Annotated in this window: 19 protein-coding genes and 1 pseudogene; 7 read left to right on the forward strand and 13 right to left on the reverse strand. The window is 72.4% G+C overall.

Annotated features, from left to right (window positions below; genetic code table 11):
• Position 1: 1 nt before the first annotated feature.
• Positions 2–505, forward strand: a complete 504-nt coding sequence (locus AOZ06_RS27670) for a GNAT family N-acetyltransferase (protein WP_335338287.1) — start codon at positions 2–4, stop codon at positions 503–505.
• Between the two features lie 3 nt (positions 506–508).
• Here the strand turns inward: AOZ06_RS27670 and nudC are convergent, their stop codons facing one another.
• The 4 genes from nudC to AOZ06_RS27690 all read right to left on the reverse strand — a co-directional run bounded on the left by nudC (position 509) and on the right by AOZ06_RS27690 (position 3,080).
• Positions 509–1,285, reverse strand: coding sequence for an NAD(+) diphosphatase (gene nudC / locus AOZ06_RS27675; RefSeq protein ID WP_063810436.1), 777 nt, complete (start codon positions 1,283–1,285; stop codon positions 509–511).
• Between the two features lie 70 nt (positions 1,286–1,355).
• Positions 1,356–1,895, reverse strand: coding sequence for a DUF1062 domain-containing protein (locus tag AOZ06_RS27680; RefSeq protein ID WP_218921787.1), 540 nt, complete (start codon positions 1,893–1,895; stop codon positions 1,356–1,358).
• Positions 1,896–2,155: 260 nt separating this feature from the next.
• Positions 2,156–2,887 carry a VOC family protein gene (locus tag AOZ06_RS27685; protein ID WP_054292076.1) on the reverse strand — a complete coding sequence of 244 codons (732 nt, stop codon included), beginning with the start codon at positions 2,885–2,887 and terminating at the stop codon, positions 2,156–2,158.
• Between the two features lie 10 nt (positions 2,888–2,897).
• Positions 2,898–3,080: a hypothetical protein gene (locus AOZ06_RS27690; protein WP_054292077.1), complete on the reverse strand. Its 183-nt coding sequence runs from the start codon at positions 3,078–3,080 to the stop codon at positions 2,898–2,900.
• 25 nt (positions 3,081–3,105) lie between these two features.
• Between AOZ06_RS27690 and AOZ06_RS27695 the strand changes: the two genes are divergently transcribed.
• Positions 3,106–3,633, forward strand: a complete 528-nt coding sequence (locus AOZ06_RS27695) for a CGNR zinc finger domain-containing protein (RefSeq protein ID WP_054292078.1) — start codon at positions 3,106–3,108, stop codon at positions 3,631–3,633.
• Here the strand turns inward: AOZ06_RS27695 and AOZ06_RS27700 are convergent.
• The 4 genes and pseudogenes from AOZ06_RS27700 to AOZ06_RS59135 all read right to left on the reverse strand — a co-directional run.
• Positions 3,610–4,836 (reverse strand): SPFH domain-containing protein, encoded by a 1,227-nt coding sequence (locus AOZ06_RS27700; RefSeq protein WP_083471972.1) that lies wholly within the window; start codon positions 4,834–4,836, stop codon positions 3,610–3,612. The two genes, AOZ06_RS27695 and AOZ06_RS27700, sit on opposite strands and share 24 nt — an antisense overlap.
• Positions 4,837–4,925: 89 nt before the next feature.
• Positions 4,926–5,360: an NfeD family protein gene (locus AOZ06_RS27705; RefSeq protein ID WP_054292079.1), complete on the reverse strand. Its 435-nt coding sequence runs from the start codon at positions 5,358–5,360 to the stop codon at positions 4,926–4,928.
• 42 nt (positions 5,361–5,402) lie between these two features.
• A complete protein-coding gene (locus AOZ06_RS59130; protein WP_054296967.1) occupies positions 5,403–6,203 on the reverse strand; it encodes a DUF3097 domain-containing protein in 801 nt (266 codons plus the stop codon).
• 87 nt (positions 6,204–6,290) lie between these two features.
• Positions 6,291–6,635, reverse strand: a pseudogene (locus AOZ06_RS59135) (zinc-binding dehydrogenase); the annotation flags it as partial.
• 625 nt (positions 6,636–7,260) lie between these two features.
• Between AOZ06_RS59135 and AOZ06_RS27715 the strand changes: the two are divergent.
• The gene (locus tag AOZ06_RS27715; protein ID WP_054292080.1) at positions 7,261–7,776 is read left to right on the forward strand and encodes an NUDIX hydrolase; all 516 of its coding nucleotides are present in this window, start codon (positions 7,261–7,263) and stop codon (positions 7,774–7,776) included.
• A complete protein-coding gene (locus tag AOZ06_RS27720) occupies positions 7,766–7,990 on the forward strand; it encodes a hypothetical protein (protein WP_054292081.1) in 225 nt (74 codons plus the stop codon). The genes AOZ06_RS27715 and AOZ06_RS27720 overlap by 11 nt, the downstream gene beginning before the upstream one ends.
• On the opposite strand, the gene AOZ06_RS27725 is transcribed toward AOZ06_RS27720, so the two are convergent.
• The 5 genes from AOZ06_RS27725 to AOZ06_RS27745 form a co-directional block, all read right to left on the reverse strand.
• Positions 7,956–8,582, reverse strand: coding sequence for a histidine phosphatase family protein (locus AOZ06_RS27725; RefSeq protein WP_054292082.1), 627 nt, complete (start codon positions 8,580–8,582; stop codon positions 7,956–7,958). The genes AOZ06_RS27720 and AOZ06_RS27725 overlap by 35 nt on opposite strands.
• A 21-nt stretch (positions 8,583–8,603) precedes the next feature.
• Positions 8,604–9,404 (reverse strand): SCO1664 family protein, encoded by an 801-nt coding sequence (locus AOZ06_RS27730; RefSeq protein WP_157233837.1) that lies wholly within the window; start codon positions 9,402–9,404, stop codon positions 8,604–8,606.
• On the reverse strand, positions 9,401–9,967 hold the full coding sequence (locus tag AOZ06_RS27735; RefSeq protein WP_054292084.1) for a DUF3090 domain-containing protein: 567 nt from the start codon (positions 9,965–9,967) through the stop codon (positions 9,401–9,403). The genes AOZ06_RS27730 and AOZ06_RS27735 overlap by 4 nt, the downstream gene beginning before the upstream one ends.
• Before the next feature lie 71 nt (positions 9,968–10,038).
• Positions 10,039–10,800, reverse strand: coding sequence for an NAD(P)-binding domain-containing protein (locus AOZ06_RS27740; protein WP_054292085.1), 762 nt, complete (start codon positions 10,798–10,800; stop codon positions 10,039–10,041).
• A 10-nt stretch (positions 10,801–10,810) separates the two neighbouring features.
• Positions 10,811–11,749, reverse strand: coding sequence for a class I SAM-dependent methyltransferase (locus AOZ06_RS27745; protein WP_083471973.1), 939 nt, complete (start codon positions 11,747–11,749; stop codon positions 10,811–10,813).
• Positions 11,750–11,813: 64 nt separating this feature from the next.
• On the opposite strand from AOZ06_RS27745, the gene AOZ06_RS27750 reads away from it, so the two are divergent.
• Genes AOZ06_RS27750 through AOZ06_RS27760 form a run of 3 tightly spaced genes read left to right on the forward strand, consistent with a single transcriptional unit; the run spans position 11,814 to position 15,365 of the window.
• Positions 11,814–12,542 (forward strand): TetR/AcrR family transcriptional regulator, encoded by a 729-nt coding sequence (locus AOZ06_RS27750; protein ID WP_157233282.1) that lies wholly within the window; start codon positions 11,814–11,816, stop codon positions 12,540–12,542.
• Between the two features lie 7 nt (positions 12,543–12,549).
• A complete protein-coding gene (locus AOZ06_RS27755) occupies positions 12,550–14,463 on the forward strand; it encodes a S9 family peptidase (RefSeq protein WP_054296969.1) in 1,914 nt (637 codons plus the stop codon).
• Entirely contained in the window at positions 14,460–15,365 is a 906-nt protein-coding gene (locus AOZ06_RS27760; RefSeq protein WP_054292087.1) for a S66 peptidase family protein, read from the forward strand. Before AOZ06_RS27755 ends, AOZ06_RS27760 begins: the two co-directional genes overlap by 4 nt.
• Positions 15,366–15,374 lie beyond the last annotated feature (9 nt).

Raw genomic sequence — 15,374 nt, forward strand, 5'->3', positions numbered from 1 at the left:
CGTGCCGGTGGTGGTGCGCCGGGAGCGGCCTGGGGATGTGGCGGGTGCGCGGGCGGTTCAGGTGGCGGCGTTCGGGCGTGAGCTGGAGGCGTCGCTGCTGGATCGGCTGCGGGTGTGTGAGGGGTGGATGCCGCCGTTGTCGTTCGTGGCGTGTTCGGGTGAGGAGGTGGTCGGGCACGTGGTGTGTACGCGGGCGCATGTGGCGGATACGCCGGTGGTGGGGTTGGGGCCGATCGGTGTGGCGCCGGGGTTGCATGGCCGGGGTGTGGGTGCGGCGTTGATGCACACGGTGCTGGGGGCGGCGGACGCGTTGGGTGAGCCGCTGGTGGGGCTGCTGGGTGATCCGGGGTTCTATCAGCGGTTCGGTTTCGTGCTGGCGGAGACGGTCGGGGTGGTGCCGCCGGAGGCGGAGTGGGCGCCGCATTTCCAGGTGCGGACGCTGGCGGCGTATGACCCGGGTGTGGTGGGTGCGTTCCGGTACGCGGCGCCGTTCGAGGATCTGTGAGGGTCAGTTCTCGGCGAGCCAGGTGCCGATGAGGAACTGTTCGATGGAGTCGGTGCGGTGGTCGGTGGCGCGTAGGGCGTGGACCTCGTCGGCGGTGAACCAGCGGGCGTCGTCGAGTTCGTGGTGGTCGACGGCGATGTCGGGGCCGGCGGCGTGGGCGCGGTAGCCGATCATCAGGCTGGCGGGGATCGGCCATGTCTGGGATGCCTGGTAGTGCGCGCTGGTGAGCCGGACGCCGGCTTCTTCGCGGACTTCGCGGTGGACGGCGGTTTCGAGGTTCTCCCCCACTTCGACGAATCCGGCGAGGGTGGACCAGGCGGTGGGTGCGGCGTTGCGTTGCCGGGCGAGCGGGCATCGCTGGTGCCAGGTGACGAGGACGATGATGGCGGGTTCGATGCGGGGGAACAGCAGTGTCGCGCAGGCGCGGCAGTGGCGGGCGTGTCCGCCGTCGCGGGGGTCGGTGGGTCCGCCGCAGGCGCGGCAGTGGCGTTGGTTGCGGTGCCAGTGCAGGATCGCGCGGGCGTAGGCGAGGCTGGCGAGGGCTCGCAGGTCGTGGGGTTGGCCGACGGCGGTGGGCAGGTCAGCGGCGAAGACGGCGGTGTCGCTCCAGGCGAGGAATACCGCGTCGGTGCCGGGTGCGGGGTGGGCGTCGGGCAGGTATCGGTCGTGCCAGAACGCGAGGACGCGGGTGTCGGGGTGTGCTCGCTGGGCGGTGATCCAGTCGGGGTCGGCGCGCCGGTCGGGTGCTCGGTCGAGGGCCAGGCCGTTGTCGGCGAGCATGGTGCGCACGGTACTCGCGGGTGGTGGGGTGGCCGGGCGGGCGTGGGGCCCGCCCGGCGGTGGGTGGGTGTCAGGGTGCGGGCAGGACGGTGAAGGTGAATCCGGTGCTGGTGGTGCGGCGGAGCGGGATGTCGCATTTGATCCGGCGGTGGACGTCGGTTCTGCTGATGCCGAGTCCGTGGGCGATGAGCCGGTCGGGGCGTACCGGGATGGGGTCGTCGAAGGTGACGGTGACTTGGACGGGCCACGGGTGGTCGGTGCGGTCCGGTGGGGTGTCCAGGTGCCATGCCCCGGTCCAGTCCAGGGTGTAGTGGCCGCGGTGGGCCAGTGCCGGGTCCAGCAGCCGGGCGGTGACCAGGTCGGTGTCGTTGACGTGGTAGCCGTGCAGGTCGGCGGGGTCGAGTGCGGTGACGTGGGTTCGTTCGTGCACGGGGATCTTGCTGGTCCGGTCGCAGCTCACGCAGCGGACCAGCAGCCACACGTCGAGCAGTTTGCCGTGGGCGTTGACGCGGAATTTGCCGTCGCCGGTGGTGGCGGTGTGGGAGTGGCAGTCGACGCATCGCAGGGTCAGCAGCGGGAGCCTGGTCCGGCGGACGGTCCAGGGCAGCACGATATGGGGTTGTGACGACAAGGTGGTCTCTCCAGACCTGACACGAGGCCGGATACGCGCGGCCTCCAACGCTGGGGTGCCTGGGCGCGCGGAGGCGGCCCGGCGGGCCGGCGCGTGTGCGTCGGCGACGGGTGAGCGTGGAAAAGGTGTCAGGTCTAGCGAGCAGGCGGGGTCACGCGGTGTTGTCCTCTGTCGTCACGGCGGTGGTCCTCACGGCGCTGGGCACCGTATGGGACGGTGGCCGGTGGCCTCAACCGGTTTTAGCGTGGGTGCAGGACGCAGAAGTCGTTGCCTTCGGGGTCGGCGAGGCAGCGCCATGGCACGTCGCCTTGGCCGAGGTCGACGGGGGTGGCGCCGAGGTGGCGCAGCCGGGTCACTTCGGCGGCTTGGTCGTCTTCGGGGTAGGGCATGACGTCGAGGTGCACGCGGGTCCACACGGATTGTTCGGGGGGTGTGCGGACGAATTCCAGGTAGGGGCCGACGCCGGTGGATGAGCGCAGTGCGGCGTGCTGGTCGGTCATGGCGTGCACGGTCCAGTCGATCGCCTCGCCCCAGAATCCGGCCATGGCCCGGGGGTCGGCGCATTCGACCACCACGGCGGCGATGGGCCCGGTGTCGCGGTAGGTCTCGCGGGGTTGCAGGACGCGGAAGACGTTGCCGTCGGGGTCGGCCAGCGTGGTCCAGGGCACGTCGCGCGGGCCGGTGGGTGTCGCACCGAGGGTTGTCAGGCGCGCGACCCATTCGGTGTGGTGGTCGGTGGAGGTGGTGGCCAGGTCGAGGCGTGCGCGGTAGCGCACGGTTTCGGGGTCGGGGACGGCGACGACGTCGATGCAGAGGGCGCTGGGGTGGGGCCAGGTGTAGTCGGGGGGTTCGACGTTGGCCACGCCGGGTGCCTCGCTGGCGAGGTTCCAGCCGAGGGCGTCTGCCCAGAACCGGCCGAGGGCTTGGTCGTCGGGGGATTTGAAGTTGACCTGTACCAGTCGCAGCGCCATGGCGCTCACCTTATGGGGCCGGTGAGGGCGGGGTGGCGGGCGTGGGTGCGGCCAGGGGGTGGTCGTCGAGCAGGACCTGCCAGGTGCCGCAGACGCAGCGGCGGTAGTGCAGGAGGCCTTGGGAGGTGTGGTGGGTGGAGGTGGCGGGCAGTTCGTGCAGGGGCCAGCCGCACGCGGAGCAGGTGGTGGTCACTCCCCCAGCCTGATGTAATGAGTCAATGCATTTCAACCCTTACGGTGGGCCGGCGGCTGAGCTCGCGGCCGCCCTGGTGAACGTCGGCCCGGCCACCGGCGGACACGAGCGGGTGCGGCGGCTGGTGCCGCTGTATCACCGCAGCCCGGAGCCGGTCACCGCGGACGCGGCGCGGCTGATCCTGGCGTGGGCGGGGCGTTTGGCGCCCGTGTTCGGGGACCCGGACCTGGACCGTCAGGTCGGCACGGTCAACGGGTTGCTCGCCGATTCGGCGTCGCGGCCCTACATCTCCCGGCATGACGGGCTGGAGCCGCACATCCACTACGCGCACGAGCGCGACGGCATCGTGACGCGGGTGCGGGCGTTCACCGCGGCCGGCCTGGCGCACGTGGTGTGCCAGGACCCGGCGCGGCTGGGCCGCTGTGACAACGAGGGGTGCGCGGTGGTGTACGTGGACACCTCACGCAACGGGCGGCGCAGGTTCTGCTCCACCCGTTGCGCTACGCGCGTGCACGTGGCCGATCACCGGTCACGGGGTGCGCGGGTCGTCTGACAGTTCGGGCGAGTCGGCCAGGTCGACACCGGGGCCGGGTGGCTGCGCGGGTTCCAGCGACTGACGGGCCCCGGGCGTGGCGGGCCGCACCTGCAGCGGGCTGGGGACCTCTTTGCGGGCCACGGCCTCCGCGGCGCGCACGGCTTCGGCGACGTGCGGGTCCGGTGCGGTGTCGAACCAGTCCTTGATCTCCTCGTCGTCCTGCTCGGGCTTGGAGACGGGGATGTCCTCCTTGGGTGGTTCGTAGCGGAACACGCCGTCGTCGCCGGGCGCGCCGAGCATCTTGGCGAACCCCTCGAGTGCCTTGCCGAAGTCGGTGGGGATCATCCACACCTTGTTCGCGTCGCCCTGCGCCATCTGCGGCAGGGTCTGCAGGTACTGGTAGGCCAGCACCTCCGGCGTGGGCTTGCCCGCCTTGATCGCGGTGAACACCTTCTCGATCGCCTTGGCCTGGCCCTGGGCCTGCAGGTAGCGGGCGGCGCGTTCACCCTGGGCGCGCAGGATGCGCGACTGCCGTTCGGCCTCCGCGGCGAGGATCGCGGCCTGCTTGGCGCCTTCGGCGGACAGGATCTGCGACTGCTTCTGGCCCTCGGCGGTCTTGATCGCCGCTTCCCGCTGGCCCTCGGCGGTGAGGATCATCGCGCGCTTCTCCCGGTCGGCGCGCATCTGCTTCTCCATGGAGTCCTGGATCGACGGCGGCGGGTCGATCGCCTTGAGCTCCACGCGCGCCACCCGGATGCCCCACCGGCCGGTCGCCTCGTCGAGCACACCCCGCAGCTGGTTGTTGATCTCGTCGCGGGAGGTCAGCGTTTCCTCCAGGCTCATCCCGCCGACCAGGTTGCGCAGCGTCGTGGTGGCCAGCTGCTCCACACCGACGATGTAGTTGGAGATCTCGTAGACCGCCGCGCGGGAGTCGGTGACCTGGAAGTACACGACGGTGTCGATGGACACCGTCAGGTTGTCCTGGGTGATCACCGGCTGCGGCGGGAACGACACGACCTGTTCGCGCAGGTCGATCCGTGCCCTGACCCGGTCGACGAACGGGGCCAGGAAGTTCAGCCCCGGCTCGGCGACCTTCGTGAACCGGCCGAGCCGTTCGATCACCGCGGACTGTGCCTGCGGGATGACCAGGATCGACTTGGCCACGATGGTCAGCACGAAAATCACGATGACCGCGACGATGATGATCGTGACGGCGTCCAATACGGGTACCTCCACCCTTGCGCGCGCTTGTTGAGGTCGGTTCTACTCGCTGCCGCGCGACCGCGCCCCGGATACGGGCGAATGTCGGGTCACGGTTCGGGTGCGACGATGGCGGTGGCGCCGGAGATGGCCATCACGATCACCGGGGTGCCCGGTTCCGGGATGGTGTCGTCGGGGCTGTGCGAGCGGGCCGACCAGATCTCGCCGCCGATCTTGACCTGCCCCTGCTGGCTGTCGACCGGCGTCACGGTCAGTGCCCGCGCGCCGATCAGGGCCTGGGTGTTGGTCTTGTGGTCGGGTCCGGCGAGCATCTTGCGTTTCAGCACCGGCCGCACCCCGGCGACCAGCGCGATCGTGGCCACGGCGAACACGACCGTGGAGATCACCAGGCCCGCGCCGAGCGCGGCCGCGGCGGCGCCGCCGAGCGCGCCGAGCCCGATCATCAACAGCCACAGGTCGCCGGACATCACTTCGGCGGAGATCAGGATGAACCCTGCGATCAACCACACCAGCCAGGCCGCCATGGGCACATCCTGTCAGACAAAGCGGACGTGGCCACGCGGATGTCACCCGAAGTGACCCACGAAGTCGATCAGTCGCTCGACCGAGGAGATCAGCGGGGTCTCCAGGTCGCGGAACCCCGTCACGCCCGCCCGCACCCGCCGCCACCCGTCGGCCGGGTCGCCCCAGCCCAGACGTGCGCAGACGCCGTCCTTCCAGGACTCGCCGCGCGGGATGACCGGCCACGCGGGGATCCCGACCGCGGCGGGTTTCACCGCCTGCCAGATGTCCACGTACGGGTGACCCAGGATCAGGACCTCGGGGTGGGTGACGCCGGCGACGATCCGGGTTTCCTTGCTGCCGTCGACCAGGTGGTCCACCAGCACCCCCAGCCGCCGCTGCGGGCCCGGACCGAACCGGCGCACCCGCGCGGCCAGCTCGTCGATGCCGTCGAGCGGTTCGACCACGATGCCTTCCACCCGCAGGTCGTGCCCCCACACGCGCTCCACCAGCTCGGCGTCGTGGATGCCCTCCACCCAGATCCGGCTGGCGCGCGCGACCCGCGCGGTGACGTTGTCGACCTTGACCGACCCCGACGCCGACATCACCGGTTTCCTCGGCGCCGCCGCCGGTCTGACCAGCGTGACCGGGGCGCCGTCGACGAGGAACCCGGCGTCGGTCATCGGGAACACGCGGTGGCGGCCGTGGCGGTCCTCCAGCACGACGTTGCCCTGCTCGATCCGCACGACCGCGCCGCAGAACCCGCTGGCCGGATCTTCGACCACCAGGCCTGGCTCGGCGGGCAGCCGCGGGATCTGGCGTTTCGGTTTGCCGGCGAGGATGTCGCCGTAGTCCTGGGATCGCACGCCAGGCACGCTAGCGGCTGTGCCCGTGCGCGCACCGCAGCGGCACGCGGACGGCGTGACACCCGGCCCCGGCGCGAGCTTGCCGCCGGGCCGGCGGGACCGGCTGAGCTCGGCGGCGTCGTGGATCTCCTCGAGGCGGTAGGTGTGGGCGACCGACACGGCCAGGACGCCGTCGCCGGCCAGCCGCGCGACCTGCTCGAGCCGGTCGTAGCGCATGTCGATGCGGGTGGTCCGGGTGCCCAGTTCGGCCGTGGCGGCGAAGTCGGAGACGGTGAGGACGCGGTCGGGGTCGCCGGTCAGCCCGATGAGGGCCGGCAGGCCGCCACCGGCCGGGCCGGCCTGGCCAGGGCGGTCGATCCGGCCACCGGTCGGGGCGGTGTCCAGGGCACGGTCCACACCGCCCGCGGCCAGCGCGGCGACCCGGCCGGCCATGCCCTCGCCGTAGCCGGTCACCTGGGCGCCGATCTGTTGCAGGGCGGCGGCCCGCGCCGGTCCGGCGGTGGCCGCTGCCGCGGAAGTGGTCGATCTCCGATGTGCCGGTGTCCAGCGCGTCCACGACGGTCAGGCAGTTGAAGACCGCCGCCCGCAGGCCGTCACCGGCCAGGGGCAGCACCTCCCCGTACGGTTCGAGCAGCGGACCTGCCCGGTCCACCGCCTCGTCCCGCAGCACCAGCCGGTCCTTGCCGCTCCAGGGGAAGTGCGTGTACCTGCCCGCCCGGCCGCCCATGGTGATCAGCTCCATCCGCACCGGCCGCCAGGTGGCGGCCTTCGACGTGCCGTCGAACCGCAGCCGGTCGAAATCAGCCGGATCGACCGGGTTGATCGCGTGGTACCCGTCGGGAGGCTCGTTCCAGCAGACCCGCACAGCAGCCGCCCTTTCCGCCCGCACCGCACTGCCCGCACCGCACTGCCCGCACCGCACTGCCCGCACCGCACTGGCAGCACCGCACTGGCCGGGCCGGGTTGTCCGCCCGGGCGGTGCGATGATCCGGGACCGGCTTGTCACCGCTCTGTCGCCGGGCTGTGCTGTCTGTCGGTGGTGCGGTGCAATGGCGTCATGGCTGAACTTCCGATCCGGGACCAGGCCGGCAACGCCTTGCTCGCCGTCCGTGCCGTCCGTGCCGTCCGTGCCGTCGGGGACGTCGGGGACGTCGGGGACGAGGAGTGGGGGCGGCTGGCCACGCGGGTGCCCGCGTCGCTGGTGGTCGTCGTCCACGCGGACACCGTCCTGATGATGTTCGACAGCTGGCGGCGGCAGTGGGAACTTCCGGGAGGAAGCCGGGAGCCGGGTGAGAGCCCGGATGAGGCCGCGGTGCGGGAGCTGCGTGAGGAGACCGGCATCCACGGCGTGGACCTGTCGCTGAGCGCCGTGGCCGAGTTCGACCTCACGGCACCGCGGCGCCGGGAACTCCTGGCCGTGTACCGGGTTCGGCTGCGGGTCGTGCCCCGGCTGACCGTCAACGACGAGGCGCTGGCCTTCCGGTGGTGGCCGCCATCGCAACCGGTCAGCGGGGACATGAGCCCGCTGGACGCGGAGATCGCCCGGCGCGTGGCCCACCCCCTTGCCGGCTGAACCGGCCGGTCGTGCTGTCCGGCCCCGGTTCAGCGCGCGCGTGCTGCCGGGCGTGCTGCGCCTGGGGCCGGAGTCGACCGCGGCACTCAACGACCGCGTCCGCGAGGTCATCGCCGAGTTCGCCGACGAGCCGGACGGCGAACCGCTGTCGTATCTGTGGCCGATCGCGCTGCGCCCGCCTACGACACCAGATGACCCGTCTCGCCCAGGCTGACCAGGGCCCGGTTGCGGAAGAAGTCGTCCTGCCGCAGCACGGTGATGCTGCCGGGGCTCACCGGGAACGCCACCAGCCCCGCGGCCGGCAGGGGCATCCCGATCCACGCGGCGACCACGAACGTCACCGCGAACCCGTGCGTCACGATCACCTGCTGCTCGCCGGGGCGGGCCAGGATGTCGTCCATCGCGGCATACACCCGCCGCGCGCAGCTCTCGCGGGTTTCCGCGCCGGGCACGCCGAAGTCGTGGCGCAGCCGGTCCCCGCCGGCGGGCGGCGGCACGAACCGCTCGTCCAGCCATGCTTGGGGGCGGCCTTCGGCGTCGCCGTAGGAGATTTCCCGCAGCCGCCGGTCCGGGACGGGTGTCGTGCCGAGTGCGTCACCGATCACGGCCGCGGTGTGGGCCGTGCGGGTCAGGTCCGAGGTGTGCACCTGGGCCTCGTGCGGGATGCGGGCACGCAGGGCCTGGGCGATCACGTGGGCGTCGCGCAGCCCGGCCGGGGTGAGCTCGGAGTCGTGCCAGCCGCCGACCAGCCCGTCGAGGTGGTGCGTGGCCTGCGGATGGGTGACGACATGAATGGTGCGTGCCATGACGATGGTCCCGTTCGTGGACTAGAACGCGGGCCACGGGATGGGCCGCCCGTCCGGGTTGGGCTCCGGGTACCGGGGCGCGCGCACCAGCGCGGCTGTCCGTTCCCGCAGCGCCTGGATCTCCCGGCGTGTCAGGTGGGGCCGCAGTTCCCGTCCCAGGTCCCCGTCCAGTTGCTCCAGCAGCCGTGCCAGGGCGGCGACGGCCTGCTCCGGCATCGGTTCACCGAGGAACCCCCACAGCACGGTCCGCAGTTTCGGGTCGCTGTGCAGGCAGATGCCGTGGTCCACGCCGTAGACGTTGCCGTCGGTGCCGTGCAGCACATGGCCGCCTTTGCGGTCGGCGTTGTTGAGCACCACGTCCAGCGCCGCGAGCAGTTTCACGCTGGGGTGGTCGGCGTGGGTCAGCACCGCGGGGTCCCCGTGGCGGTCGTGGGCGCGCAGCACCATGCGCCACCCGTCGGGGACGTCGTCGGGTGGCAGGACGTCGACCAGGTCGTCGCCGTCCTTGGTGTCGATCCACAGCTGCACCATGCCCCGGCCGAACGGGCCCGCGCGCAGCACGGTCGGCGGGATCAGGCCCAGGCCGCAGGCCTCGGACACGAGGTAGGAGGCGACTTCACGGCCGGCGAGGGTGCCGTCGGGGAAGTCCCACAGCGCCCGTTCGCCGTTGATCGGCTTGTAGACGCAGTGCGCTGAGATCCCGTTGTGGCTGATCGCGGCGTAGAGGGTCGCGTTGGACGCGTCGACCATGCGTCCCTCCACGTCGATCTCGCCGTGGGTGATCAGGTCGAGCGCGGCTTCCTCGCCCGGGCGCACGGTCAGCCTTCTTCGTTTCTGCGGTAGCCGTTCTGGCGCGGGCAGACGTGGCCGCCGGTTTCCAGGGGTTCCCCGCACAGCGGGCACGGTTTGCGCCCGGCGCGCACCACCCGGTCGGCGCGGTCGGCGAAGGCTTTCGCGTGCGCGGGGGTGAGGAACACGCGGACCGCGTCCGGGCCTTCCTCGGTGTCGTCGAGGACGACCGCTTCGTCCACTTCGGCTTCGCTGACCGCGAGCAGTTCGATCACCACCGCGCGGGTCTCGGCGTCCCAGCCCAGCCCCATCGTGCCGACCTTGAACTCCTCCTCGACCGGCACGGTCAGCGGTTCGGAGTCGATGAGGTCGTCGGGGGTGTCCGGGGGGACCTCGGCGCCGAAGCGGCGGCCGACCTCGTCCAGCAGTGACCCGATCCGCTCGGCGAGCACCGCGACCTGTTGTTTCTCCAGTGCGACGCTGATCGTGCGGGCGTCCTGGGAGGCCTGCAGGAAGAACGTGCGATCACCGGGTTGCCCGACTGTCCCGGCGATGAACCGGTCGGGCTGACGGAAGACATGAATGACACGAGCCATGGCACCTTCGACCCTAGGGCACGCGCCCGGCAACCAGCAGCCCGGCTCACCAAGTTGACGTTGACTGACAACTATCCGCGCAGGCGGGTCAGGATCCGGTCGAGGGCGTGCCGCACGGTGTCGGGCACGCCGTCGCGGCGCAGATCGGCCAGGAACTGCTCGTTGTTGCCGCCGGGGGTCATGTGTTTGCCGGTCAGGGTGGCCAGCGAGTCGGTGTGCCGGATCAGCGACTGGCCCAGTTGCCCGAAGATGTGGCTGGTGTAGGCGGTCGCGGCGGCGGGGTCCACGCCCTGTTCGGCCAGCCACGCCGCGATGGTGCTCAGGTAGTCCAGGTGCGCGGCGAAGGTCGCGGTGGCCGCGCTGAACGCGTCGAAGTCCCGTTCCCGCCGCGCGGCCAGCACGTCCCCGACCCGGCTGAACAGCTCACGCGCGGCGGGGTCGTCGGGGTGGATCGCGGTGAGGCTCTGGCGGAACGCGGCCTGCGGCAGCGGGATGACCCGCACGATCCGGCCGGCGGGGGCGGCCCACTCGCGCAGTTGCCGCAGCGGGATCCCGGCCACGGCGCTGATCACGACGTGCTCGGGCCGCCAGGTCAGCTGCGCCAGCACCTCGCGTGCCTGCGGTGGCCGTACGGCGAGCACGACGGTGCTCGCGCGGTCGAGGACCTCCTGGTTGCCGGCGCACACCCGGACGGTGGGGAACCGCGCGGCCAGGTCCTGTGCCACGGCGCGGCCGCGTGGGGACAGCAGCACCTCGGGCGGGTCGGTGACGTCCGCGCTGAGGCCTTCCACGATGGCGGCCGTGATCTCCCCGGCGCCGATGAACCCGTACATGGGCGGGATTCTAGGCAGCGCCCGGGCCGGGGACGCGGCAGCGCACGAATCCGCCGAACTCCCACATCGGGCCGGCGAGCGACCCGTCACGGCGGGTGAGGTAGCGGGCGGCGTCGGCGGCGCCGTGGTCCTCCTCGGCCCGCAGCCCCCGCTCGGCCAGGTACGGGCCCGCCTGTCCGCGGGGGATGCCCCACCGCAGCGGCTCGCCGTGCCGGGCCACCGACCGGGCCAGCGCGCGGGCGCGCGGGTCCCGGCAGGTGCGGTCGACGACGTCCTGCCAGCAGTAGTCGAACACCAGGCAGCTGCCGGGTGCCTGCTGGGCGGTCCACCGCAGGGTGGTGTCCACCGCGGCCGGGGTCAGGTACGGCGCCACGCCCGACCAGACGATGACCGAGCGGCGGGCCGGGTCGTGGCCGTGGTCGGCGAGGCGGGTGGCGAGGTCCTCGTGGTTGAAGTCGATCGTCACGTACCGCACGGCCGGGGAGACCGCGGTGGGGATGGTGCGCAGCCGGGCCTGTTTGCGCGCGGCGGTGACGGGGTGGTCGACCTCGAACACCGGGACGTCGCGCAGCGCGCCGGTCATCCGGTGGGCGCGGGTGTCGAACCCGGCGCCGAGGATCACCACCTGCCGGGCGCCCGCGGCGATCTCCTCACGGGTGACCTCGTCCATGTACTTGGTGCGCACGACCTCGAACCACAGCGCGCCGGGCAGTACGCGTTCGATGCCCCACGGCAGCAGCCGTCGCAGCACGGGCACCTTGACCAGGGCGCTGACGCGCGGCGCCCACGGGATCATGGCCGCGGCGAGCGTGTCCGGGCCGCGCAGCCCGGGGTCGGACAGCAGGGCGCCCGCGGCGCGCAGCAGCGCGGCGGCCTCGGCGGTGGACCCGGCCAGCAGGCTGCCCCGCGCGCGGGCCAGCCCGGTGTCGTGTGGTGATCGGTCGGTCATCCGCGATCCACTCCCCGACAAACATTTACGTTGACGTACCTGTAAAGATAAAGTGGTGGGTGTCATGCCTGTCAACCCGTCCTCACCCCGCCGGGGCAGACCGCCCAAGACCAGCGACCAGCACGAGCGGCTGCGCCGCCGGGTGCTGCGCGCCACCGCCGCCACCTACGCCGAGTTCGGGTTCCGCGGCAGCACGGTCGCGCGGATCGCCGGTCGCGCCGAGGTGTCCAAACCGACCTTCTACACCTGTTTCCCCAGCGCCGAGGCCGCGCTGGAAGCGGTCGTCACCGACGCCAGTGCCCGCCTGGTCGAGCACCTGCGCCCGATCGCCGCCGCCGCCACGGATGTCCAGGCGGGGCTGGCCGCGGGCATCACGGCCTACCTGGACTGGGCCGACCAGGTCGGTGACGGGCTGCGGGTCTTCCACGCCGAGCAGCACGACCCCGCCTCCCCCGCGGGCCGGCTACGCGCGCAGGCCACCGGATGGCTGCGTGACCTGCTGCGCCGGGCCGTCACCGGCAGCGGACGGCCCGCGCCGAGCCCGCAAGCGCTGGACCTGCTGCTCGGCGGCCTGCAGCTGGGCTGCTACCAGTACCAGCAGGACCCCGGCCGGGACCGGGACGCCAGCCACGCCGCCATGCTGCGCCTGGCCACCGCCCTGCTCGGCACCGCCCTGCCCGACATCACACCGGCCGGCACAGACCAGCCGGGCACGGTAGGCGCTGACCTGCGGGATCCACACAGAAGTGAATCCGACTCACGGTCGGTGCCCGGCGTGGCCGGCGACCAGTAGGGTCGTTCTGGTGGAGATCGCTTCCTACGGGACTTGGGTGTCGCCGATCACCGCGGCCGCCGCCGCGGAAGCCGGCGGCGGCCCGGACTGGGTGGACCTGTACGGCGCGGACGTGTGGTGGACCGAGAGCAGACCCGCCGAGGCCGGCCGGGTCGCGTTGATGCGCAAGCCCGCCGACGGTGACGCCTACGAGGTGCTCGACGAGCGGTGGAGCGTGCGCAACCGGCTGCACGAGTACGGCAGCCGCTCCTGGCTGGTGCTGCCCGACCGGGTCGTGTTCACCCACTGGGCCGACCAGCGCGTCTACCAGGCAGGGTGGGACGGCGCCGAGCCCGAGCCGCTCACCCCCGAACCCGAGCGGGACCACGGCTGGCGCTACGGCGACCTGCTCGCGGGCCCCGACGGGCAGGTCTGGTGCGTGCGGGAAACCGTCACCGGTGACGCGCCGACCGACATCCGCCGTGACCTCGTCGCCCTGGGCGACGGGCAGGTGCGGGTGCTGGGCGCGAGCCACCATTTCCTGTCCGGCCCGAAGCTCAGCCCGGACGGGCGGCACGCGGCGTGGATCGGCTGGGACCACCCGGCCATGCCGTGGGACACGGCCGAGTTGTGTGTCGCGCCGGTCCTGGCCGACGGCACGTTCGGGCCGCACCGGGTCGTGGCCGGTGGGCCGGGCGAGGCGGTGTGCCAGCTGGAGTGGGAGGACGGCGCGACCCTGCTGGCGCTGACCGACCCGGACGGCTGGTGGAACCTGCACCGCATCGGCATCGACGGCACCGCACGCAACCTCGCCCCCGCCGATGTGGAACTGGGCGGGCCGCTGTGGCGGATGGGGTGCCGCTGGTTCACACCGCTGGGGTCGGGCCGGTTCGCGGTGCTGCGCTCCGGCGGGCAGCTGGCGATCCTGGACGAACGCAGCCGCACCGTCACCGACGTGGACACCGACCTGACCGCGTGGCGCCCGGACCTGGTCGCCGCCGACGGTGTGCTCTACGCCGCGGCCGGCAGCGCGTCGCTGCCAGTGGCCGTGGTGAGCCTGGATTTGTCACGTGGCGAGGTGCGGACGTATTCGCCGCAGGTGCCGCCGTTCGAGCCGGGTCTGCTGCCGCAGCCGCGGGAACGCGTGTTCGGCAAGGTCCCGGCGTACGTGTACCCGCCGACCAACCCCGCCTACACCGCGCCCGACGGGGAGAAACCGCCGTTCGTGGTGTTCGTGCACGGCGGCCCGACCGGCAAGTACACGCCCACGGTGAACCTGGAGGTCGCCTACCTGACCAGCCGCGGCATCGGCGTGGTCGCGGTGAACTACGGCGGTTCCACCGGGTACGGTCGGGCGTTTCGCGAGTCGCTCAACGAGCAGTGGGGCGTGGTCGACGTCGACGACTGCGCCACGGTCGCGCTCGCGCTGGCCGAGGAAGGCATCGCCGACCCGGCGCGGCTGGCGATCATGGGCGGCAGCGCGGGCGGCTGGACCTCGGCGGCGTCGATCACCACCACCAGCGTGTACGCGTGCGCCACGATCCTGTACCCGATCCTGGACCTGGCGGGCTGGACGGCCGAGGGCGGCGAGGTGCACGACTTCGAGTCCCGCTACCTGGAGGGCCTGGTGGGTCCGTGGCCGCAGCAGCGGCAGCGGTACGCCGAACGGTCGCCGATCAACCGGGTCGGCCAGCTGGCCGGACCGGTGCTGCTGATGCAGGGCCTGGAGGACGAGATCTGCCCGCCCGAGCAGGCCGACCGGTTCGTCGCGTCGCTGGCCGGCGGCGGCGTCCCGCACGCGTACCTGACTTTCGAGGGTGAGCAGCACGGGTTCCGCAAGGCCGAGACGCAGCGCGCGGCACTGGAGGCGCAGGTGTCGTTCTACGGCCAGGTGTTCGGGTTCACCCCGCCGGGAGTGCCGGTTCTACAGTTGCGGGCGTGAAGATCCATCCCGCCCGGCTGCGGCCGGGTTCCCACGTCGCCCTGGTCGCCCCGTCCGGGCCGGTCTCCCCGGCCATGCTGGCGGCGGGGATCCGCCACCTGGAGTCGTGGGGCCTGCGGGTCGAGGTCGGCAAGCACGTGACCGGCCGGCACCCGCGGCTGCCGTACCTGGCCGGCACGGACTCCGACCGGGCCGCGGACCTGCAGCAGGCGTGGTGCGACCCGCGGGTGGACGCGGTGTTCTGCGTGCGCGGCGGGTACGGCGCGCTGCGCATGGTGGACCTGCTGGACTGGGACGCGATGGCCGCGGCCCGGCCGAAGGTGTTCGCCGGTTCCAGCGACATCACCGTGCTGCACGAGGCGTTCCTGCAGCATCTGGACGTGGCGACGTTGTTCGCGCCGATGGTGGGTACCGACGCGTTCGTCAACGACGACGACGCGCGGGAGCATTTCCGGCGGACGCTGTTCGAACCGGAGGCGGTGCGGGTGCTGACCGGGCCGGACACCGCGACGATGGTGCACGGCACCGCGCGGGGTGTGGTGGTCGGCGGCAACGCGAGCCTGCTGGGGTTCGCCGCCCCGCCGCAGGACGCGATCCTGCTGCTGGAGGACGTCACCGAGGACACCTACCGGCTCGACCGGATCTTCACGGCGCTGCTGCGCCAGGGCTGGTTCACCGGGGTGAACGGGATCGCGCTGGGGTCGTGGACCGACTGCGGTTCCCCGGAGGTGGTGGAGGCGGTCCTGCACGACCTGGTGGGGTCGCTGGGCATCCCGACGGTGTGGGAGCTGGGGTTCGGGCATTGCCGCGCGCAGCTGACCGTGCCGCTGGGGGTGCGCGCGGAGCTGAACGCCGACAACGGCACCCTGACGATCCTGGAGCCGGCGCTCAGCCCAGGGTGACCGGTCGAC

Source organism: Kibdelosporangium phytohabitans (genome assembly GCF_001302585.1).
In the GTDB taxonomy this organism is placed as follows: Bacteria; Actinomycetota; Actinomycetes; order Mycobacteriales; family Pseudonocardiaceae; genus Kibdelosporangium; species Kibdelosporangium phytohabitans.

What these genes read in the sequence shown, in the direction of transcription:
- nudC (WP_063810436.1), bottom strand. Translation starts at nt 1,285, where the DNA reads ATGCTCGCCGACAACGGCCTGGCCCTCGACCGAGCACCCGACCGGCGC.
- AOZ06_RS27685 (WP_054292076.1), bottom strand. Translation starts at nt 2,887, where the DNA reads ATGGCGCTGCGACTGGTACAGGTCAACTTCAAATCCCCCGACGACCAA.
- AOZ06_RS27695 (WP_054292078.1), top strand. Translation starts at nt 3,106, where the DNA reads ATGCATTTCAACCCTTACGGTGGGCCGGCGGCTGAGCTCGCGGCCGCC.
- AOZ06_RS27705 (WP_054292079.1), bottom strand. Translation starts at nt 5,360, where the DNA reads ATGGCGGCCTGGCTGGTGTGGTTGATCGCAGGGTTCATCCTGATCTCC.
- AOZ06_RS27715 (WP_054292080.1), top strand. Translation starts at nt 7,261, where the DNA reads ATGGCTGAACTTCCGATCCGGGACCAGGCCGGCAACGCCTTGCTCGCC.
- AOZ06_RS27725 (WP_054292082.1), bottom strand. Translation starts at nt 8,582, where the DNA reads ATGGCACGCACCATTCATGTCGTCACCCATCCGCAGGCCACGCACCAC.
- AOZ06_RS27735 (WP_054292084.1), bottom strand. Translation starts at nt 9,967, where the DNA reads ATGGCTCGTGTCATTCATGTCTTCCGTCAGCCCGACCGGTTCATCGCC.
- AOZ06_RS27740 (WP_054292085.1), bottom strand. Translation starts at nt 10,800, where the DNA reads ATGTACGGGTTCATCGGCGCCGGGGAGATCACGGCCGCCATCGTGGAA.
- AOZ06_RS27745 (WP_083471973.1), bottom strand. Translation starts at nt 11,749, where the DNA reads ATGACCGACCGATCACCACACGACACCGGGCTGGCCCGCGCGCGGGGC.
- AOZ06_RS27750 (WP_157233282.1), top strand. Translation starts at nt 11,814, where the DNA reads ATGCCTGTCAACCCGTCCTCACCCCGCCGGGGCAGACCGCCCAAGACC.